We start from the raw sequence: 21176 nt of genomic DNA, 5'->3' as shown, positions 1-21176 counted from the left end.
CGTGATCTCCGAACTGCGCATCACCCACCTCGGCGTCATCGCCGAAGCCGAGGTCGAACTCGCCCCCGGCTTCACCGTCGTGACCGGTGAGACCGGTGCCGGCAAGACGATGTTCGTCTCCGCGCTCAGCCTCCTCATGGGGGAGAAGGTCGGCTCCGGAGTCGTCCGGAAGGGCGCGGACAAGGCCGAGGTCGAAGGCATCTTCACCGATGTCCCCGCCCCCGTCCAGGTCCGCATCGAGGAGGCCGGCGGCAGCGCCGACGACGACGCGATCATCTCCCGCACCGTCGCCTCCAAGGGCCGGGCCCGGGCGACCGCGGGCGGCCGGACCGTGCCGATCTCCGTCCTCTCCGAGATCGCCGACGACCTCATCACCCTCCACGGCCAGTCCGAGCAGCTGCGGCTCAAGGGCGCCGGTGCCCAACGCCGGCTCCTCGACGCAGCCGGTGGCACGGAGCTCGCCGAGGCGGCCGCCGCCTATGCGTCCGAGTTCGAGACCTGGCGCGAGACCGTCGCCCGGGTCGCGCGGATCAAGGACTCGACCGCGGCCCGGCGCGAACGCATCCTCTGGCTGCGCGGCTGCCTCGACGCGATCGACGCCGTGCGGCCCGTGCCCGGCGAAGACGAGGCGCTGACGGCGCTCGCGGCGAAGCTCGGGGCAGCAGCGGACATCACCCGCGCCGTCGGCACCGCCCATGACCTCCTGCTGGGCTCCGAGCTCGAGGAGACCGGGGCCGCCGTCGACCGCGTCCACGAGGCGATCAGCAGCCTCGGCGACGTCGAGGCCACCGACCCGGAGCTCGCCCGCATCCGCGAAGGCCTCTCCGACACCGTGCTGCGCCTCTCCGACGCCGCGGCGGAACTGAGCTCCTACCTCTCCGGCTTCGACGAGCTGGGGGAGACCTCGCTCGAGGAGACCGAGGCCCGCCGCGCCGAACTCGGCTCGCTCGCCCCCTACGGCGAGACGGTCGCCGAGGTCCTCGACTTCGAGGCCCGCGCGGCCGCCGAACTCACCGAACTCGAGACCGAGGACGCCGACCTCGACCACCTCGATGCCGAACTCGCCGCCGCCGAAGCGGCGATGCGGGAGAAGGGCCTGGCCCTGCGGGCCCTGCGCGAGGCGACCGCTGAGACGTTCTCGGCCGCGGTCAGCCGCGAGCTCACCGCCCTGTCGATGCCGAAGGCCGCCGTGGCCTTCGAGATCTCCGAACGGGAACCGACGAGTCACGGCATGGACGACATCCGCCTCACCTTCGCCCCGCACGACTCCTCGCCCGGTGACGACATCGGCAAGGTCGCCTCCGGCGGTGAGCTCTCCCGCGTCATGCTCGCCATCGAAGTCGTCCGCGCCGCCGAGGACGGGGTGCCGACCTACGTCTTCGACGAGGTCGACGCCGGCGTCGGCGGCAAGGCCGCCGTCGAGATCGGCCGGCGGCTCGCCGCCCTCGCCCGCCACGCTCAGGTCATCGTCGTCACCCACCTCCCGCAGGTCGCGGCGTGGGCGGACACGCACGTGACGATCGTCAAGGACGACGACGCGGAGACCGTGCGCTCCGGGGTCCGCGAACTGAGCGAGGACGAACGTGTGAGCGAACTCTCGCGGATGCTCGCAGGCATGGAGGACTCCGCCTCGGCGAAGGCCCACGCCGCCGAGCTCCTCGACTCCGCCCGGCAGGTCAAAGCCGGTGCGCCGACGCCTTCGTGAGAGAATGGGCGAACCATGAAAGCGCGCAGAATGAGGGAGACCCCCACGGTCCCGACCCGATCGGACCCGGCTCCGGCCAAACTCGACCGCCGGACGAAGGACCTCACGAAGCGCCTGGCCGCCGGTGACATCGCGGTCATCAAGCACTCCGACATCGACCGCGTCTCCGCCGAGGCCCTCGTCGCCTGCCGCCCCGTCGCCGTCATCAACGCCGACAAGTCGATCTCCGGTCGCTACCCGAACCTCGGGCCCGGGATCATCGTCGACGCCGGCATCCCGCTCATCGACGCCACCGGCGCGGAGATCTTCGACGCGATCACCGAAGGCGATGAGATCAGCATCGACGGCGGCACCGTCTACCTCGACGGCAAGGAGGTCGCCGCAGGCGTCGCACAGACCCCGGAGACGATCGCCGAGGACATGCACGAGGCCGAAGCCGGGATGAACTCCGTGCTCGTCGACTTCGTCGACAACACGATCGAGTACATCCGCAAGGACTCCGACCTCCTCTCCGCCGAACTCGTCGTCCCCGAGGTCCGCACCGACTTCGACGGCCGGCACGCCCTCATCGTCGTCCGCGGCTACCACTACAAAGAGGACCTCGCGATCCTCGCCCCCTACATCCGCGAATACCGGCCCCTGCTCATCGGCGTCGACGGCGGTGCCGACGCGATCCTCGAGGCCGGGTACAAACCCGACATGATCGTCGGCGACATGGACTCCGTGTCCGACTCCGCGCTCACCTCGGGCGCGGAGATCGTCGTCCACGCCTACCGCGACGGCCACGCCCCGGGCACCGAGCGCGTCAAGGCCCTCGGCGTCGACTGCGTCGCCTTCGCCGCCTCGGGCACGAGCGAGGACATCGCGATGCTGCTCGCCGACGACAAGGGCGCCGACCTCATCGTCGCCGTCGGCACCCACGACACGCTCATGGAGTTCCTCGACAAGGGCCGCAAGGGCATGGCCTCGACGTTCCTCACCCGCCTGCGTGTCGGGTCGAAGCTCATCGACGCCAAGGGCGTCTCCCTCCTCTACCGCCAGCGCATCTCGAGCCTCCAGCTCACCGTCCTCATCATCGCCGGCCTCGTCGCCCTCGGCGTCGCGATGGCCGCCACCGCGGCCGGTCAGACCTTCCTCGGTCTCATCGCCGCGCAGCTCGACGGCGTCTTCGGCTGGATCGGCTCCCTCTTCGGCGGCGACCCCACCGCTGCGACAGAATCCTCCGGTGCCCTGCGCGCCGTTCTCGACTCAAGGACTGCCTCGTGATCGATTTCCGCTACCATCTCGTCTCCCTCGTCTCGGTGTTCCTCGCCCTCGCCGTCGGCATCGTCCTCGGCGCCGGCCCCCTCAAGGAGCCCATCGGGGAGTCCCTGCAGAGCCAGGTCGACGCCCTGCGCACCGACCGCGACGACCTGCGCACCCAGCTCGAGGCCGCCGGCGGCAACATCGAGAAGCAGAACGAGTTCGTCTCCGCCGCGGCCCCCGAACTCATCGGCGGCACCCTCAACGACACGCAGATCAGCGTCATCACCGGCCCCGAGGCGAACGCCGAGCAGGTCGAACAGGTGACCAACCGGATCCAGGAGGCCGGCGGTCAGATCGCCGGTGACGTCGCCTTCGTCGTGGACACGCTCACCGTCGACGGCTCCGGTGACTTCCTCACCACCCTGCGCGGCATCGTCCCGGGTCTGCCCGCCGACGATGCGACCGCGCTGCGCTCGGCGCTCGTCATCGCCCTCACCGGCCGGGCCTCGATGATCACCGAAGGCCAGGAGCGCGACGACGCCGAGGCGAAGGCCACCGACCTCTACAACGCCTTCATCGACGCCGGCCGGCTGCGCAGCGACACCGACCACCGCACGACCGAGCTCTTCGTCATCATCGACGACGAGAACTCCCAGCTCGCCGACGAGACGCAGCCGAGCCCCGAGGCGACCGGCGACAAGGCCACCCGCGAGGTCATCACCGACTTCGTCAACGCCCTGACCGCCGAATCGAAGGCCGTCGTCGTCGCCGGTGACGCCGGCTCCGCCCAGAACGGGCTCGTCAACGTCCTGCGCACCGAGAAGTCCCGGGCCTCGACCGTCGACGGCCTCGGCCTCGGCGCCGGACCCATCATCACCGTCCGCGCGATCGCGGCGGCCAACAACGGCACCCACGGCCACTGGGGCTTCGCCTCGGACGCCGAAGCGGTCCTGCCCGGAAAGGTCTGACATGATCCGCACGATCGTCTCCTCCGCCGTCGCCGGACTCCTCGGGTACGGCGTGACGAAGGCCCTGCTGTCCTCCCCGCTGCGCAGGCACCCGCGCGTCGTCCGCACCAACCACGCCGGGGAGGACGTCACCCTCCTCGAAGGCCCCGCCGTGGCCGCAGGCCTGCTCGCCGGCAGCGTCCTCATCGAGGACCCCCGCCAGCGGGCGGCGACCCTGCTCGCCACTGCCGCCTCCGGTGCCCTCGGCGCCGTCGACGACTTCATGGAATCCGGCAGCTCGAAGGGCCTGCGCGGTCACCTCAGCGCTCTGGCCCGCGGGGAGGTCACGACCGGGGCGCTCAAGGTCACCGGCATCCCGGCCGCCGCGATCATCGCCGCGGCCGTCCTCGGCCCCGACGCCCATCGCCGCCGGAACATCGTCGCCGCGGCACTCCCGCAGTGGGCGCAGCCGGCGCACGAGCGCTCGTGGATCGCTGCGACCGTCGACACCGTCGTCACCGGGGGAGTCATCGCCGGATCGGCGAACCTCTTCAACCTCCTCGACCTCCGTCCGGGACGCGCGCTCAAAGCCGGTCTCCTCGTGGCGGGCCTCATGCCGCACCGCCGCGGGGTCACCTGGGTGCCGACCGCCGTCGTCACCGGAACGACCGCAGCGGCCTGGCCCGACGACCTCGGCGGGACCGCGATGCTCGGCGACACCGGCGCCAACGCCCTCGGCGCCGCCCTCGGCACGACGGTCGCGGCGAACTCGACGGCCGGTCAGCGCGCTGTCGTCCTCGGCGTGCTCGTCGGCCTCACCCTGCTCAGCGAGAAGGTCTCGTTCACGTCGATCATCGAATCCACCCCCGGACTGCGGGAGATCGACGCCTTCGGGCGTGAGGTGAAGTGAACAGGCTCGTCCGGCTCTTCGCCTCGGCGGCGCTGCTCGTCTCGATCATCACCCTGATCACCCGGCTCGTCGGGTTCCTCCGCTGGCTCGTCTTCTCGAACTCGGTCGGCGCCGGCACCGTCGGCACCGCCTACCAGACGGCCAACCAGGTCCCGAACATCCTCTTCGAGGTCGTCGCCGGCGGCGCCCTGGCCGGCGCGGTCATCCCCCTGCTCGCCGTGCCCCTGGCCCGGGCGGACCGGGAGACGGCGAGCCGGATCGCCTCGGCGCTGCTGACGTGGGCGGTGAGCGTGACGCTGCCGCTGACGCTCCTCGTCGCCGTCTTCGCCCAGCCGATCGCCGCCGTGCTCATCCCGCCCGGCGACCACGGCGCCGGCACCCAGCAGACGGCGACGGCGGTCCTCCTCCTCATGTTCGCCCCGCAGCTCGTCCTCTACGGCATCGGCGCCGTCCTCACCGGCGTCCTCCAGGCGCACCGGAAGTTCCTCTGGCCCGCGTTCGCCCCGCTGCTCTCCAGCCTCGTCGTCATCGGCTCCTACATCACCTACGCCGGTGTCGGCGGCACGGACGCGACGTGGCAGACCCACATCGGATGGCTCGGCTGGGGAACGACGGCCGGCGTCGCCGCCCTCGCGCTGCCCCTGGCCCTGCCGATGCGCTCGACGGGTCTGCGGATCCGCCCGACGTGGACGTTCCCGCCCGGTGTCGCCCGGCGCGCCCTGCGCCTGGCCGGCGCCGGGATGGCGGCCCTGCTCGCCCAGCAGGGGGCCGTGCTCGTCACGATGCTCCTGTCCAACCGCTCCGGCGGCACCGGCACGTTCGTCCTCTTCAACTACATCAACGCCGTCTACCTCCTGCCCTACGCGGTCCTCGCGATCCCCGTCGTCACGGTGATGTTCCCGACGATCTCGACGTGGGTGGGCCGCGCCGGCGACCCCGCGGCGACCGCGGGCGACCGGGAGGCCGCCCGGACCCGGCTGCACTCGCTCACGGCGACCACCTCGGCGGTCATCATCACCATCGGACTGCTCGGCACCGTCATCCTCATGAGCGCGGCCGGACCGCTCGAGTACTTCTTCACCGCAATCGACGCCGTCGGCGGCGAGGACTCCGCCCCGTTCTCCGCGATGAGCGCGGCGATCGTCGTCATGGCCCTCGCCGTGCCCGGCTGGTCGTTCATCGCGTGGGGCTCGCGGATCTTCTACGCCCTCGAACGCTCCCGCCACGCCGCCGTGGCGACGACGATCGGCTGGGTCCTCGTCATCGTCGGCATGATCGCCGCGATCGCCGTGACGAACGCGCAGGGCAACCCGGACCGCACCCTCGTCGCGATCTGCCTCGGCTACGTCCTCGGCATGACCGCCGCCGCCGTGTCCCTGCTCATCTCGATCCGCCGCGTCCTCGGCCCCGGCGGACTCACCGGGGTGCTGCGCCGCAGCGTCCTCTCCCTCGTCGCGGCCGGCATCGCGTCGGTCATCGGCACGCTCGCCGCCCGCTGGCTCGCCGGGCTCCTCGGCACCACGGCAGCCCCCTCGGTCGTCGTCGGCATCCTCGCCGCCCTCATCGGGTGCCTCGTCTTCGGACTCATCGTCCTCCTCGACCGCAGCTACCTCGCCGAGGTGCGCGGCCTGCTCGCCTCCCGCCGCTCCACCGCGCCCACGCCGCCGGTGACCGGTCCGCCCGCAGGCACCGACCACGTCCCCGGCGCCTCACCGACCCCGAACGAGGAGAACCCATGAGGATCGTCTACGTCATCGGCACCTCGACCGGAGGAGTCGGCACCCACGTGCGGGCCCTGGCCCGCGACGTCGCCGCGGCCGGTCACGAGGTCGGCGTCGTCGGCCCCGCCGCCACCGACGAGCAGTTCGGGTTCTCCGCGCTGCCCGGGGTGCGCTTCGCCGCCCTCGACGTCGGCACCGGGGTCGGCCCCCGCGACACCGGGCTCGTCACCGCGCTGCGAAGGATCCTCCGCCGCTTCGGCCCCGACGTCGTCCACGCGCACGGCTTCCGCGCCGGCCTCCTCGCCCTTCTCGCGACCCGCCTGCTGCGCCCCCGCCCGCGCTTCATCGTCAGCCTCCACAACCAGGCGGCGGGCACGGGACTGCGCGGCCGCATCGAGACCGGGATTGAGCGGCTGCTCGCCCGCGGCGCCGACGTCACGCTGGCCGCGAGTACCGACCTCGTCATCCGCGCCCACGACCTCGGTGCCCGCGACGCCCGGTTCGCGCCCGCCGCCGCACCGCCGGTGCGCGAGGTCAGCACCGCCGAGGCGACCGCGACCCGTGAGGCGCTCGCCGCCGAGTACGGGTTCCCCGCCGACGCCGCCATCGTCCTCGCCGTCGGCCGCGTCGCCCCGCAGAAGAACTACGCCATGCTCGTCCGCGCGCTCGCCCGCCTCGGGAAGCACTCGGGTGACCTCGTCGTCCTCGTCGCCGGTGCCGCCGATGAGACCGTGCTCGCCGAGATCCGCGCACAGTACGCGACCGCGGCGACCGCCTCGGCGCTGCCCGCCCTCCATTTCCTCGGACCCCGCGACGACATCGCCGAACTCATCGCCGCCGCCGACATCTCCGTCCTCACGAGCCGCTGGGAGGCCCGCGCACTCGTCCTCCAGGAGGCTCTGCTCTCCGGGCAGGCGATCATCGCGACCGCCACCGGGGGGACCCCGGAGCTCGTCGGCGACGCCGGGATCCTCATCGCCTCCGACGACGACGCGGCACTGGCCGAGGCGATCGGAGACCTCGCCGCCGACCCCGGCCGGCGCACCGAGCTCGGGGACCGGGCGCGGGCGCGGGGAGCCGAACTCCCCGACGAGGCCGCGGTCGCCGCAGAGATCCTGGCCGTCTACGCTGAAGCGCCCGTCGCCCCAGGTAGGCTTGAAGGCAACTGAGTAGAAAGAGGATGAGGGAATGAGCCACACCGCCGAGATCCAGCCGCTGAGCACCGCCACGAGGATCCTCCACGTGCTCGCCGAGACGACGGGACCCGTCGCCGAGGTCGCGAAGATCGCCGTGATCGGCCATCTCAAGGCCGGTTTCAAGGTCGGACTCGCCGCTCACCCGGACCTCCTCGAGACGATCGACGTGCCAGCGGACCTGCGGGAGAACTACCGGGAGATCCCGCTGACGGCCAAGCGGCGGCTGAGCCCCTCGGACCCGAACTCGGCCTTCATCCTCCACAAGCACTACCCGCACGTCGACATCGTCCACGCCCACGGCCTCCACGCCGCCACCCTGGCCGGTCTCGGCTTCACGGGACTGCCCTCCCGGCTCCACCCGACGGCCGTGGCCACGGTGGAGAACTTCGACCCCGCCGATGTCATCGAGAAGACCGGCGCCGAGGTGGTCGCCCGGACCGCGACCGCCGTGCTCGGCACCACCGAACCCGTCGTCGAATGGTTCGCCGGCTCCGTCCCGCTCGTCGAACGCGCCGAACTCGTCACCCCCGACATCGACACCGACCTCACGGTGACGATGTCCCGGGCGCAGGTGCGCAGGCAGCTGGGCATCAAGGACGGCACGTGGATGATCGCGAGCCCGATCGCGCTCAAGGACCACACGGCACTGGCCACCGTCCTCGACGCCGCCGGCCAGATCAACTCCCGCCGCCGCGACCGCCGCGCCGTCACCGTGCTCACCGGCACCGGCCGGGACCGGAGGACCGTGGCGAACTCGTTCGCCGACCGCGGCGTCATCGTCGCCCCGGCCGACGACCTCGTCGACGTCGTCGCCGCCGCCGATGTCGTCATCGCCGCGGAGTCCATGACCGGGCTCAGCCATGAGGACCTCATGCAGCTGTCGAAGCCGACGATCTTCATCGGCAACGAGCGTCGGGCCGGCATCTGGGGCGATTCGGCGCCGATCGTCGCCCCCGACGACACGGACGGCCTGCTGCGTGAGATCAATCATCTTCTCGACGACCCCGCCGCCCGCGGCGCGCAGGCGATCGCCGCGAAGAAGCGGGTCATCGACGTCGACAACCCCGGTCAGATCGCCTCGAGCCTCCTCGGCGTCTACGCCGAGGCCGACGCCGCGTCGAATTCCCGACAGCCGGTTTGATAGAATCAAATTCCGTGGTGAATCGTATCGGGGCCCAAGAGCCGAACACAGTCAAGCACATCTTCGTCACCGGAGGCGTCGCCTCCTCTCTCGGCAAGGGTCTGACGGCATCGAGCCTCGGACACCTGCTCACTCAGCGCGGCATCAAGGTCGCCATGCAGAAGCTCGACCCCTACCTCAACGTCGACCCGGGAACGATGAATCCGTTCCAGCACGGTGAGGTCTTCGTCACCGAGGATGGAGCGGAGACTGACCTCGACATCGGTCACTACGAGCGCTTCCTCGACATCGACCTCGATGGTGCCGCGAACGTCACCACCGGACAGGTCTACTCCTCGGTCATCGCCAAGGAGCGCCGCGGCGCCTACCTCGGCGACACCGTCCAGGTCATCCCGCACATCACGGACGAGATCAAGTCCCGGATGCGCGCGCAGGCCGAACGTCCCGCCGAGGACCGTCCCGATGTCATCATCACCGAGATCGGCGGCACCGTCGGCGACATCGAGTCCCAGCCGTTCCTCGAGGCCGCCCGCCAGGTCCGCCACGACGTCGGCCGCGACAACGTCTTCTTCATCCATGTCTCCCTCGTGCCCTACCTCGGGCCCTCGGGGGAGCTGAAGACGAAGCCGACCCAGCACTCCGTGGCCGCCCTGCGCTCGATCGGCATCCAGCCCGATTCGATCGTGCTCCGCTCCGACCGCGACCTGCCGGACTCGATCCGGGCGAAGATCGCCTCGGCCAGCGACGTCGACCTCGAAGCCGTCGTTCCCTGCGTCGACGCCTCGAGCATCTACGAGATCCCCAAGGTCCTCCATGACGGCGGTCTCGACGTCTACGTCATCCGCCGTCTCAACCTGCCCTTCCGCGACGTCGACTGGACGAAGTGGGACTGGGTCCTCGAACGCGTCCACAATCCGGCGCACGAAGTGCGCATCGGCGTCGTCGGCAAGTACATCGACCTGCCCGACGCGTACCTCTCCGTCACCGAGGCGCTGCGCCACGGCGGGTTCGCCAACGACGCCCGCGTGAAGATCGAGTGGATCCAGTCCGATGAGTGCGACTCCGAGGCCGGTGCGGCCGCGGCGCTGTCGGGTCTCGACGCGATCTGCATCCCCGGCGGCTTCGGCGTCCGCGGCATCGAGGGCAAGGTCGGTGCGCTCCGCTACGCCCGCGAGAACGGGATTCCGACGCTCGGCCTGTGCCTGGGCCTGCAGTGCATGGTCATCGAGTACGCCCGGAACGCCGCCGGCATCGAGGGCGCGTCGTCGTCGGAGTTCGACCCCGACACGCAGTTCCCCGTCGTCGCGACGATGGCCGAGCAGATGTCGATCGTCGACGGCGAGGGCGACCTCGGCGGCACGATGCGCCTGGGCACGTACCAGGCGAAGCTCACCGAGGGCAGCGTCGCCGCCGGCGCGTACGGGGCGACCGACATCAGCGAACGCCACCGTCACCGCTACGAGGTCAACAACGCCTACCGCGATGAGCTCGCCGAGGCGGGGCTGCAGTTCTCCGGCACCTCACCCAACGGTGAGCTCGTCGAATTCGTCGAGCTGCCCGCCGACGTCCACCCGTACTACGTGTCGACGCAGGCGCACCCCGAGCTGAAGTCGCGCCCGACGAAGCCGCATCCGCTCTTCGCCGGACTCGTCGCCGCCGCCCTGGCCAACCGGTGAGGGACCGCGCCGGTGAATGACCTCCACGACATCCCGTTCACCCCGGAGATCACCGCATCCACCGAGGCGTACCAGGGTGCCGTGTGGTCGATCCGGCGCGAGACCTTCGACCTGCCCGAAGCCACGGGACTCGTGCGCGACCTCATGGTGCACACGGGTGCCGTGGCCGTGGCGTGCCTGAACGAGGACAACGAGATCCTCCTCGTCCAGCAGTACCGCCATCCCGTCCGGGCCCGTCTCTGGGAGGTCCCGGCTGGACTCCTCGACATTCCCGGCGAGGACCCGCTCACGGCCGCCCAGCGGGAGCTCGCCGAGGAGGCCGACCTGCGCGCCGGCTCCTGGCGGGTGCTCTCGGACTCCGTGCTCTCCCCGGGCGGCAGCAGCGAGACGATGCGGCTCTACCTCGCCCGCGACCTCACCCCGGTGCCGACCGCCGACCGGCATGAGCGCAGCGACGAGGAGGCCGGGTTCGTCTACCGCTGGGTCGACCTCGACGAGGCGCTCGCGGCGATCGCCGACGGCCGCCTGACGAACTCCGTGGCCCAGCTCGCGATCCTCCAGGTCGCCGACGTCGTTCGCCGTGAGGCGGCAGGCGAGAACGCGCACACGCGTCCGATCGGCGCGCCCCGGCTCCTCGTCGACGGCCGCGACGCACCTCCGGCCGGGTCGATCTCGGCCCCGCCGTCGGACGCGGCGGCCTCAGGCGCCCCGCCCTCGGCTGAGTCCTGAGCCGGCATGGCCAGGCACGGTGCCGAACTCCTTCCCGAACTGCCCGCGGCGCTCGAGCGCGCCTTCGCCGGCTACCTCGGCGCGCTGCGCTTCGAACGCGGACTCTCGCTCAACTCGATCGACGCCTACGCCCGTGACCTCGGCCGGTACGGGACGTGGCTGGCGACGGCGGGGATCGGCCGCCTCGGCGAGGTGACCCGCACCCATATCGAGGAGTTCGCGCTCCATCTCCAGGATTCGGGTCTCGCCCCGCGGACCCGGGCCCGCGCCCTCGTCGCGGTCCGCCGCTTCCACGCCTTCGCCCACGCCGACGGGCTCACCGACGCCGATCCCGCCTCCGAGGTCAGTCCGCCGCGGGAGGGTCTGCGGCTGCCGAAGGCCCTGTCCGTGTCCGCGGTCGAGGCGATGCTCGCGACGACGGCGGGGGAGGAGCCGGCGCAGCTGCGGGCCGCTGCCCTCCTCGAACTCCTCTACGCGACCGGGGCCCGCATCTCCGAGGCCGTCGGCGCCGACCTCGACGACCTCGACCTCGAGACCGGGCTGATCCGCCTCTACGGCAAGGGCGGGAAGGAGCGGATCGTCCCGTTCGGATCCCATGCCGCCGCCGCCCTCGGGGCCTGGGTGACCCGCGTGCGCCCGACGATGGCGGCGAAGGCGACCTCCGGCGCGCCCGCCGGGGCCCTCTTCCTCAACGCCCGCGGTACGCGGATGTCGCGGCAGACGGCATGGAAGATCGTCGTCGCCGCCGGGGAACTCGCCGGTTTGGAGACCGAGGTCTCCCCGCACACGTTCCGCCACTCCTTCGCCACCCACCTCCTCGACGGCGGGGCGGACATCCGCGTCGTCCAGGAGCTGCTCGGGCACGCCTCGGTGACGACGACGCAGATCTACACGAAGGTGTCGGAGGAAACATTGCGCGAGGTCTACGCCACCTCGCACCCCCGAGCGCGGTAGGGTTATGCACAGCACGCAACGAAAGGTGGCCGACCGAGTGATGAATCCGCAACAGGCGTTGGATCTCCCCACAGCGAAGAGCGTCGACGACTTCGCCGAACCCGCCCCGCTGGACTCGCACGGGCCCGCACGCATCATCGCCATGGTCAACCAGAAGGGCGGTGTCGGGAAGACGACGTCGTCGATCAACCTGGGCGCCTCCCTGGCCGCGTACGGCCGCAAGGTCCTCCTCGTCGACTTCGACCCGCAGGGCGCCCTGTCGGTGGGACTCGGCATCAACCCCTACGACCTCGACATCAGCATCTACAACCTGCTGATGAACCCGCGACTCGATCCGCACGACGTCATCGTCGAGACCGAGTTCGACGACATCGACGTCCTGCCCGCGAACATCGACCTCTCCGCTGCCGAAGTCCAGCTCGTCGGCGAGGTCGCCCGCGAACAGGTCCTCTCCCGCGTCCTTGCGAAGGTCGCCGGCGAGTACGACGTCGTCCTCATCGACTGCCAGCCCTCGCTCGGCCTGCTCACCGTCAACGCGCTCACCGCCTCCCACGGGGTCATCATCCCGCTCGAGACGGAGTTCTTCGCCCTGCGCGGCGTCGCCCTTCTCGTCGAGACGATCGAGAAGGTCCAGGACCGCCTCAACCCCTCCCTCGAGGTCGACGGGATCCTCGCGACGATGTTCGACTCGCGGACCCTGCACTCGAAAGAGGTGATGAGCCGGGTCTCCGAGGCGTTCGAGGACAAGGTCTTCGACACCGTCATCAACCGCACCGTGAAGTTCCCCGACGCCTCCGTCGCGGCCGAGCCGATCACGAGCTTCGCCCCCAAGCACCCCGGATCCGAGGCGTACCGCAGGCTCGCCCGCGAGCTCATCGCCCGCGGAGGCGCGCCCTGAGCGAGACCGTCACCGCGGACGCCGTCCCCGGGGATCACCTCCCCGGGGAAACCGGTGCCGAGGACGCGCCCACGGGCTTCCAGGTGGAGCTGGAGAACTTCTCCGGTCCCTTCGACCTGCTGCTCGGTCTCATCTCGAAGCGCCGTCTCGACATCACGGAGATCGCCCTCGCCGAGGTGACCGATGAGTTCATCGCGTACACGACGAGTCTGCGCTCCGGCGGGGACCGCGACGGGGCCGCCGACCTTGCGGAGATCTCCCAGTTCCTCCTCGTCGCCGCCACCCTGCTCGACCTCAAGACCGCGCGGCTGCTGCCGCACGAGGAGGGAGAGGAGGAGCTCGACCTCGAACTCCTCGAGGCCCGCGACCTCCTCTTCGCCCGGCTCCTCCAGTACCGGGCGTACAAGTCCGTCAGCGCCCACTTAGCCGAGGCGATGACCGCCGGGGCCATCCGCGTGCCCCGCGACGTCGGACTCGACGCGGAGTTCCAGGACGTGCTGCCGCCGCTGGAGATCCGCATCGGTCCCGGTGAGCTCGCCGGACTCTTCGCCACCGTCCTCCAGCGCGACCACACGCCGCCGACGGTCGCCGTCGACCACATCCACCTGCCGCTCGTCAGCGTCTCCGAACAGCGCGGACACATCCTCGGGCTGCTGCGCGCCGGCGAGCTCGACTTCCAGGAGCTCCTCGACACCGCGGAGAACACCCTCGTCGTCGTCGCGCGGTTCCTCGCCCTCCTCGAGCTCTTCAAGGTCGGCCTCTGCGACTTCGAGCAGGACGAACCGCTCGGCCGGCTCCTCATCACCCGCACCGACACACCCGAGGACGGGGTCGACCTGCGCACCGAGGGGACATGGAGCGCCGACGAGGGCGACGAGCCGGGCCCCGCCTCGGCGGACGATGACGAGGACGACGCTGCGGACGAGGCGGACGACGAAGGCGAGGACGAGCAATGATCGACGACGAGATCCTCGGCGGCATCGAAGCCGTCCTCATGGTCAGCGACTCAGCGGTCTCGCCCGCGGAGCTCGCCGCGGCCCTCGGCATCGACGAGGACACCGTGATGACGGCGATCGAGGAGCTCTCGAGCGACTACGACGGCGACGGGCAGCGCCGGCAGCGCGGCTTCGAGATCCGGGCCGTGGCCGGCGGGTTCCGCATCTTCTCCCGCGGGGACTACCACGACGTCGTCAAGGACTTCCTCACCGCCGGGCAGAGCGCGAAGCTCTCCCAGGCCGCCCTCGAGACGCTCGCCGTCATCGCCTACCGGCAGCCGATCTCCCGGCCGCGGATCGCCGCGATCCGCGGGGTCAGCGTCGACGGTGTCATCCGCACCCTGCTGCTGCGCGGACTCATCGTCGAAGCCGGGAAGGAGGCGACCACCTCGGCGCTCCTCTACACGACGACCCACCAGTTCCTCGACGCGCTCGGCATGCAGAGCCTCGACGACCTCCCCGACATCGCCCCGTTCCTGCCCGAGGACTCCGACCTCGAGGAACTCGGCGCCGACGAGACCGAGGTCCTCGCCACAGTCGGCGACGAGATGTCACCAGACGACGTTTGATTTGAGACAATGGACCCCATGAGTCCCTACCGCGATCCCAGGGCGCCCGGCGGGCGCAGCAACCGACCGAGCCGCAAGCAGCGCGCCAGCACCGGCGCGAAGGGCGGCGGGGAGACCTCGGACGCCCATGTCAGCGGGGGAGTGCGGCTGCAGAAGGTCCTCGCCGAGGCGGGGCTGGGGTCCCGGCGCGCGTGCGAGCAGCTCATCCTCGACGGTCGCGTCGAGGTCGACGGCAGCGTCGTCACCGAACTCGGCACCCGCATCGACCCGGACACCCAGTCCGTCTACGTCGACACCCTGCGGATCTCGACGAGCCCGCAGAAGATCTACCTCGCCCTCAACAAGCCCGCAGGCGTCGTCTCGACGATGAAGGACCCCGAAGGGCGGAAGTCCCTGGCCGACTACGTCGGCAACCGCGCCGAGCGGATCTTCCACGTCGGACGCCTCGACACGGACACCGAGGGCCTCATCCTCCTGACGAACGACGGAGAGCTGTCGAACCGGCTCGCCCACCCCCGCTACGAGATCCCCAAGACCTACCTCGCGCAGGTCAAGGGGCAGCTCGCGAAGGACGCCTCGGCCCGGCTCAAGGCCGGCATCGAACTCGACGACGGCATCGTCAAGGTCGACGAGTTCCGTCTCGTCGACTCCACCCCGGGCCGCTCCGTCGTCGAACTCACCCTCCATTCGGGCCGCAACCGCGTCGTCCGCCGCCTGCTCGCGGCGATCGGCAATCCCGTCGAACGGCTCGTGCGCACGAAGTTCGGGCCGATCTCGCTCGCCGAACAGCGGCAGGGGAAGATCCGTCCGCTGCGCTCCGACGAGGTCGGGGAGCTCTTCGAAGCCGTCGACCTGTGAGGATCCACATCATCGGCACCGGGCTGCTCGGTGCGAGCCTCGGCCTTGCCCTGCGCGGGCGCGGGTACAGCGTCACGCTCGAGGACACGTCCCCGACCGCGCAGCAGCTCGCCTCCGACCTCGGCGCCGGTGAGCCGGTCGCACCCGGCACGGCACCCGATCCCGACATCGTCGTCGTCGCCACTCCGCCCGACGTCGCCGCCGGCGTCATCGCCGGGGCGCTGACCGCGTACCCGAGCGCCACCGTCACCGATGTCGCGAGCATCAAGACCCGCCTGCTCGAGACCGTCCGGGAGCTCGTCACCGGCGATGCCCTCGACCGCTACATCGGCTGCCACCCGATGGCCGGGCGGGAGAAGTCCGGGGCGATCGCGGCCCGGCCCGACCTCTTCATCGCCCGTCCGTGGGTCATCTGCTCCGATGAGGACACCCCGGAGAGCCGGCTGACCGCCGTCGAGGAGATGGCCGAGGCGACCGGCGCCTCGGTCACCCACCTCGACCCCCGCATCCACGATGCCGCGGTCGCGAAGGTCTCCCACGTCCCGCAGGTCGTGTCCTCCCTCGTCGCCTCCCAGCTGCGCCACGCCCCGCTCGACGAGGTGGCCCTGGCCGGTCAGGGACTGCGCGACGTCACCCGCATCGCCGCCTCCGACCCGGGCCTGTGGACGCAGATCCTCTCCGGCAACGCCGAGGAGGTCCGGGCCGTGCTCGTCGCCCTGCGCGGCGAACTCGACGCCGTCATCGATGCCCTCGCGCTCGGTCCCGGCTCGACCGGGGTGATCGCGCGGACGATCGCCTTCGGCAACGAAGGTCACGACCGGATCCCCGGCAAGCACGGACAGGCGCCGACCGCATATGCTGTCGTCACGGTCCTCATCCCCGACACCCCGGGGACGCTGGCCTCCCTGTTCAAGGACATCGGGGACCTCGGCATCAACGTCGAGGACTTCCGGATGGACCACGCGCCCGGGCGCCGGCTCGGCATCGTCGACGTCTCGGTGATGCCGGCGAACGCGAACGAACTCGAACACGGACTGCAGTCACTGGGATGGCGGATCCCCGAATCCGCCATCGAGAAGGAAGGAACCACATGAGCGTCGTCGCCATCGACGGACCCAGCGGAGTCGGCAAGTCGAGCACCGCGAAGGAGGTCGCCCGCCGGCTCGGCTACGCCTACCTCGACACCGGTGCGATGTACCGGGCGATGGCGTGGCTGGCGCTCAACCGCGGAGTCACCGATCCCGTCGACGTCCTCGAACAGGTCCGCGGCGCCGATCTCGAGATCTCCACGGACCCCGACGACTTCTCCGTGTCCGTCGACGGCATCGACGTCACCGAGGAGATCCGCAGCCCCGAGGTCTCTGAGAACGTCCAGACAGTCTCCGCCGTCCCCGACGCCCGCAGCGAGCTCATCGAACGGCAGCGCGACATCATCGCGGCCGCGAGCCCGGGCGTCGTCGTCGAGGGCCGTGACATCACGACCGTCGTCGCGCCCGACGCCGCGGTCCGCCTCCTCATGACCGCCCGCGACGACGTCCGCGTCTCCCGCCGGGCCAAGGAGCTCCACGGCAGCGACGACGCCGAGGCGGTCGCCGCGACCCAGTCCCAGGTGACCGGCCGTGACGCGAAGGACTCGGCGACGACGAGCTTCCTCACCGCCGCCGACGGCGTCCACACCCTCGACACGAGCGATCTCGACTTCGAGCAGGTCGTCACGACCGTGCTCGACCTGGTGAAGGAAGCACGATGACCGAAGAGGAATTCCACGAGGCCCCCGACGAGGCACTGGCCGAGCGTCTCGAGCAGATCAGCGACGAGGAGGCCGAGCAGCGGGCGACCGCGCTCGAGGCCGGGCTCGAGGGCTATGAGCTCGAAGACGACGACCGGGCGCTGCTCGACTCCCTCGGCTTCGACATCGAGGAAGAGGAGGAGCGCGGCGCCGATCCCGTCCTCGCGATCGTCGGACGGCCCAACGTCGGGAAGTCGACGCTCGTCAACCGCATCCTCGGCCGGCGCGAAGCCGTCGTCGAGGACGTCCCTGGGGTCACTCGCGACCGGGTGAGCTACCGCGCGGAGTGGAACGGCAAGGACTTCACCCTCGTCGACACCGGCGGCTGGGACTCCGATTCGAAGGGCATGGCCTCGCGGATCGCCATCCAGTCCGAGGTCGCCGTCGACATGGCCGACGCCGTCGTCCTCGTCGTCGACGCCACGACCGGCCCGACGGCCACCGACGAGATGGTCGTGAAGATGCTGCGGAAGAAGAAGAAACCGGTCATCCTCGCCGCGAACAAGGTCGACGACGAGCGCGGCGAGCTCATGGCCGCCGAACTCTGGGGTCTCGGCCTCGGACAGCCGTGGTCGGTCTCGGCCCTCCACGGCCGCGGTGTCGCCGACCTCCTCGACGAGGCGATCGACACCCTCCCCGAGGTCTCCGCCGTCGAGACGCGCGTCGAGGAGGGCGGTCCGCGTCGGGTCGCGCTCGTCGGGCGCCCCAACGTCGGCAAATCCTCCCTGCTCAACAAGCTCGTCGGCTCCGAGCGCGTGCTCGTCGACAACGTCGCGGGCACGACGCGCGACCCCGTCGACGAGCTCATCGAGCTCGGCGGCAAGCAGTGGCGCTTCGTCGACACGGCGGGCATCCGCCGGCGGGCCCACCAGGCCAGCGGGGCCGACTTCTATGCGGCCCTGCGCACGCAGACGGCTCTCGAGCGCGCCGAGGTGGCCGTCGTCCTCCTCGAGGCGCAGGAGCCGCTGAGCGAGCAGGACGTCCGCATCGTCACGACCGCCGCCGAGGCGGGTCGGGCCGTCGTCCTCGCCTTCAACAAGTGGGACCTCCTCGACGAGGAGCGCCGCTACTACCTCGAACGCGAGATCGAACGCGACCTCGCCCATGTCTCGTGGGCGCCGCGGGTCAACATCTCCGCGAAGACCGGACGGCACGCAGAGAAGCTCGTTCCGGCGATGGAGACGGCACTGGAGAACTGGGACAAGCGGATCCCGACCGGACGTCTCAACGCGTTCCTCGGCGAACTCGTCGCCGCGAACCCCCACCCGGTCCGCGGCGGCAAGCAGCCGCGCATCCTCTTCGGCACCCAGGCGCAGTCCCGGCCGCCGAAATTCGTGCTTTTCACCACAGGATTCCTTGAACCGGGGTATCGTCGTTTCATCATCAGGCGACTGCGCGAGACATTCGGCTTCGAGGGAACCCCCATCGAGCTGTCGATGCGCATCAGGGAGAAGAGACGAGGTCGGTAGTTGAGCGATGACACCCAGGCTCGAGGTCAGCAGCAGCCATGGCATGCGCGCCCGCCGGCCAGAGCCCTTGTCATCGCCCTGACGATCGCGGGCATCGCGTACGCCCTGACGTTCTTCCGGGGACTCCAGGACATCGTCGCGCCCGTCTTCCTCGCGCTCAACTTCTACATCGTCGTCTACCCGCTGCAGAAGTTCCTCACCCGGCACCGGGTTCCGGGGGCGATCGGCGCAGTGATCTCCGTCGTCCTCGTCCTCTGCATGATCGTCGCGTTCTTCGGGCTCACGGCCTGGTCGATCGCCGAACTCGTCATGCTCATCCCGAGCTACAGCACGGAGATCACGACGACCTATCACAGCCTCATGTCGCTGCTGTCGCAGCTCGGGGTGACCTCGAACGTCCTCGAAGAGCAGCTGCGGGGATTCAACGCGCGGTCGGTCATCGACGCGGTCACTCCGCTGCTGACGAACGTCTCCGTCGTCGCCGGCCTGCTCACGACCGTCGTCATGGCCGTGTTCTTCGTCGCGATGGATTCGATGGGCATCGGTCAGCGGATGACGATGCTCGCCGACGCCAAGCCGTCCCTGGCCGCCGCACTCGGCGGTTTCGCCAGCGGCGTCCGCCGGTACTGGGTGGTGGCGACGATCTTCGGTCTCATCGTCGCGATCCTCGACGTCGTGGCACTGGCGATCATCGACGTTCCGCTCGTGTGGGTGTGGGGTGTGCTCGCGTTCCTCACGAACTACATCCCCAACATCGGGTTCATCATCGGCCTCGTCCCGCCGGCGCTGCTCGCCCTCGTCGACAGCGGGTGGCAGTCCGCGCTCTGGGTCATCGCCGCGTACTCGGTCCTCAACTTCGTCATCCAGGCGATCATCCAGCCGAAGTTCACGGGCGAATCCGTCGGCGTCACCCCGCTCGTGTCGTTCCTCTCCCTCCTCTTCTGGGTGTGGGTGCTCGGCTGGCTCGGTGCTCTGCTCGCCCTGCCGGCGACCCTGCTCGTCAAGGCCCTCCTCGTCGACGCGGACCCGCGCGCGAAGTGGGTGAACATCCTCCTGGCCTCCGATCCGCACACGGCGAAGGACTCCCACCCCGGCACGGTCATGGGTCCGCGCGCGACCCCGGAGGCAGGCAAGACCCCGAACACGCTGCGGCCGACGGATCCCGGCGCTCGGCTGCTGTCGCGAAAGACCCGGCCCGGTCACTGAACGCCCGCGGGCACTGCACGCCCGCGGATACGGGCAGTCACCTCGGCGCGCGTCGCACCCGGACGGGCAGTGAACGTCCGCGGACACGGGCGACCGCCTCGGCGGGAGTCGCTCCCGGGCGGGCACTGCACGGTCGCGGACATGGGCGGCCTCCTCGGCGGGACTCGCACCCGGACGGGCACTGCACGTCCGCGGATACGGGCAGTCACCTCGGCGGATGGGCATCTCATCGTCGACCGCGCCGTTCACACGGGCGGCCGGCCATGGTTACCATGAAGCATGGCGACACTTCTTGAGATCCATCCTGACAACCCGCAGCCCCGACTCATCGAGCGCGCCGCGCAGGTTCTGCGCGACGGCGGACTCATCGCCTATCCGACGGACTCGTGCTACGCGCTCGGGTGCGCCCTGGAGAACAAGGACGGCATCGAGCGGATCACCCGCATCCGGCAGCTGAACTCCAAGCACCACTTCACGCTCATGTGCCATGACTTCGCGCAGCTCGGGCAGTTCGTCATCGTCGACAACTCGGACTTCCGGGCGATCAAGTCGATGACGCCGGGCCCGTACACGTTCATCATGAAGGCGACGAAAGAGGTGCCGCGGCGGATGATGCACCCGAAGAAGCACTCGGTGGGCGCGCGGATCCCGCAGAACACGACGGCACTCGCGCTCGTCGAGGCGATGGGCGAGCCGATCCTCTCCTCGACCCTGCTCCTGCCCGGTGACGAGGATCCGCTCACCGAGGCCGCCGACGTCATGGACCAGATCGGCCACGAGGTCGACGTCGTCATCGACTCCGGCACCCCCGGTGTCGTGCCCACCTCGGTCATCGACTTCACCGGCAAGCACCCCGAGGTCGCCCGCGTCGGCGCCGGCGACGTCTCCCGCTTCCTCGACGAATAGGCGCGTTCGGCCGGAGCTGGTGGCGGTGGCGTCGCCGTGGCACTGAGCTTCGACGCGGTCAACCGACAAATACGCCCTCTGCTAACGGCGTATTTGTCGGTCGAGGGCGTCGATGGCGTGGCTGCTGTCGGGTGACGGCGTAATTGCCGGGTCGGGGAGTTGGTGGCGGTTCGGTGCGTCGGTCCGGCCGCCTCGGTGCGAGGTGCGGGCCAGTACTGGGCTTCGACGCGGTGAACCGACAAATACGCCCTCTGCTCAGCGC

At 70.5% G+C, this 21176-nt stretch carries 19 protein-coding genes; all 19 read left to right on the top strand.

Features of this window, described 5'->3' with window-relative positions:
- Position 1: 1 nt before the first annotated feature.
- The 19 genes from recN to ACFQ91_RS11105 all read left to right on the top strand — a co-directional run bounded on the left by recN (position 2) and on the right by ACFQ91_RS11105 (position 20914).
- Positions 2-1705: a DNA repair protein RecN gene (recN, locus tag ACFQ91_RS11195; RefSeq protein WP_198499043.1), complete on the top strand. Its 1704-nt coding sequence runs from the start codon at positions 2-4 to the stop codon at positions 1703-1705.
- Between the two features lie 15 nt (positions 1706-1720).
- Positions 1721-2971, top strand: a complete 1251-nt coding sequence (gene steA, locus ACFQ91_RS11190; protein ID WP_198499042.1) for a putative cytokinetic ring protein SteA — start codon at positions 1721-1723, stop codon at positions 2969-2971.
- Positions 2968-3918 carry a copper transporter gene (locus ACFQ91_RS11185; RefSeq protein WP_198499041.1) on the top strand — a complete coding sequence of 317 codons (951 nt, stop codon included), beginning with the start codon at positions 2968-2970 and terminating at the stop codon, positions 3916-3918. The genes steA and ACFQ91_RS11185 overlap by 4 nt, the downstream gene beginning before the upstream one ends.
- 1 nt (position 3919) lies before the next feature.
- On the top strand, positions 3920-4807 hold the full coding sequence (locus ACFQ91_RS11180; protein ID WP_198499040.1) for a hypothetical protein: 888 nt from the start codon (positions 3920-3922) through the stop codon (positions 4805-4807).
- Positions 4804-6546 (top strand): murein biosynthesis integral membrane protein MurJ, encoded by a 1743-nt coding sequence (gene murJ / locus ACFQ91_RS11175; protein WP_198499039.1) that lies wholly within the window; start codon positions 4804-4806, stop codon positions 6544-6546. The genes ACFQ91_RS11180 and murJ overlap by 4 nt, the downstream gene beginning before the upstream one ends.
- Positions 6543-7697 carry a glycosyltransferase family 4 protein gene (locus tag ACFQ91_RS11170; RefSeq protein WP_198499038.1) on the top strand — a complete coding sequence of 385 codons (1155 nt, stop codon included), beginning with the start codon at positions 6543-6545 and terminating at the stop codon, positions 7695-7697. The genes murJ and ACFQ91_RS11170 overlap by 4 nt, the downstream gene beginning before the upstream one ends.
- Positions 7698-7716: 19 nt before the next feature.
- A complete protein-coding gene (locus ACFQ91_RS11165) occupies positions 7717-8865 on the top strand; it encodes a group 1 glycosyl transferase (protein ID WP_198499037.1) in 1149 nt (382 codons plus the stop codon).
- A complete protein-coding gene (locus ACFQ91_RS11160) occupies positions 8862-10541 on the top strand; it encodes a CTP synthase (RefSeq protein ID WP_198499036.1) in 1680 nt (559 codons plus the stop codon). Before ACFQ91_RS11165 ends, ACFQ91_RS11160 begins: the two co-directional genes overlap by 4 nt.
- A gap of 12 nt (positions 10542-10553) precedes the next feature.
- Positions 10554-11270, top strand: a complete 717-nt coding sequence (locus ACFQ91_RS11155) for an NUDIX hydrolase (protein WP_198499035.1) — start codon at positions 10554-10556, stop codon at positions 11268-11270.
- A gap of 6 nt (positions 11271-11276) precedes the next feature.
- Positions 11277-12224 (top strand): site-specific tyrosine recombinase XerD, encoded by a 948-nt coding sequence (gene xerD, locus ACFQ91_RS11150; protein WP_198499034.1) that lies wholly within the window; start codon positions 11277-11279, stop codon positions 12222-12224.
- A gap of 40 nt (positions 12225-12264) precedes the next feature.
- A complete protein-coding gene (locus tag ACFQ91_RS11145) occupies positions 12265-13122 on the top strand; it encodes a ParA family protein (RefSeq protein WP_198499033.1) in 858 nt (285 codons plus the stop codon).
- A gap of 83 nt (positions 13123-13205) precedes the next feature.
- A complete protein-coding gene (locus tag ACFQ91_RS11140; protein ID WP_232623626.1) occupies positions 13206-14078 on the top strand; it encodes a ScpA family protein in 873 nt (290 codons plus the stop codon).
- Positions 14075-14686, top strand: coding sequence for an SMC-Scp complex subunit ScpB (gene scpB, locus ACFQ91_RS11135; protein WP_198499032.1), 612 nt, complete (start codon positions 14075-14077; stop codon positions 14684-14686). Before ACFQ91_RS11140 ends, scpB begins: the two co-directional genes overlap by 4 nt.
- A gap of 9 nt (positions 14687-14695) precedes the next feature.
- Entirely contained in the window at positions 14696-15544 is an 849-nt protein-coding gene (locus ACFQ91_RS11130) for a pseudouridine synthase (protein ID WP_198499031.1), read from the top strand.
- The gene (locus ACFQ91_RS11125; RefSeq protein ID WP_198499030.1) at positions 15541-16638 is read left to right on the top strand and encodes a prephenate dehydrogenase; all 1098 of its coding nucleotides are present in this window, start codon (positions 15541-15543) and stop codon (positions 16636-16638) included. Before ACFQ91_RS11130 ends, ACFQ91_RS11125 begins: the two co-directional genes overlap by 4 nt.
- Complete coding sequence (gene cmk / locus ACFQ91_RS11120) at positions 16635-17294, top strand: (d)CMP kinase (RefSeq protein ID WP_198499029.1); 660 nt, start codon at positions 16635-16637, stop codon at positions 17292-17294. Before ACFQ91_RS11125 ends, cmk begins: the two co-directional genes overlap by 4 nt.
- On the top strand, positions 17291-18802 hold the full coding sequence (gene der / locus ACFQ91_RS11115) for a ribosome biogenesis GTPase Der (RefSeq protein WP_198499028.1): 1512 nt from the start codon (positions 17291-17293) through the stop codon (positions 18800-18802). The genes cmk and der overlap by 4 nt, the downstream gene beginning before the upstream one ends.
- Positions 18803-20008 (top strand): AI-2E family transporter, encoded by a 1206-nt coding sequence (locus tag ACFQ91_RS11110; RefSeq protein WP_198499027.1) that lies wholly within the window; start codon positions 18803-18805, stop codon positions 20006-20008. It abuts the gene before it with no gap.
- A 279-nt stretch (positions 20009-20287) separates the two neighbouring features.
- Positions 20288-20914, top strand: coding sequence for an L-threonylcarbamoyladenylate synthase (locus ACFQ91_RS11105; RefSeq protein ID WP_198499026.1), 627 nt, complete (start codon positions 20288-20290; stop codon positions 20912-20914).
- Positions 20915-21176 lie beyond the last annotated feature (262 nt).

The sequence above is a fragment of the Brevibacterium sp. NPDC056726 genome (assembly GCF_042790515.1).
GTDB lineage: Bacteria > Actinomycetota > Actinomycetes > Actinomycetales > Brevibacteriaceae > Brevibacterium > Brevibacterium sanguinis.
The sequence above is the reverse complement of the archived record's forward strand: the minus strand, read 5'-3'. Positions and strand labels throughout refer to the sequence as shown.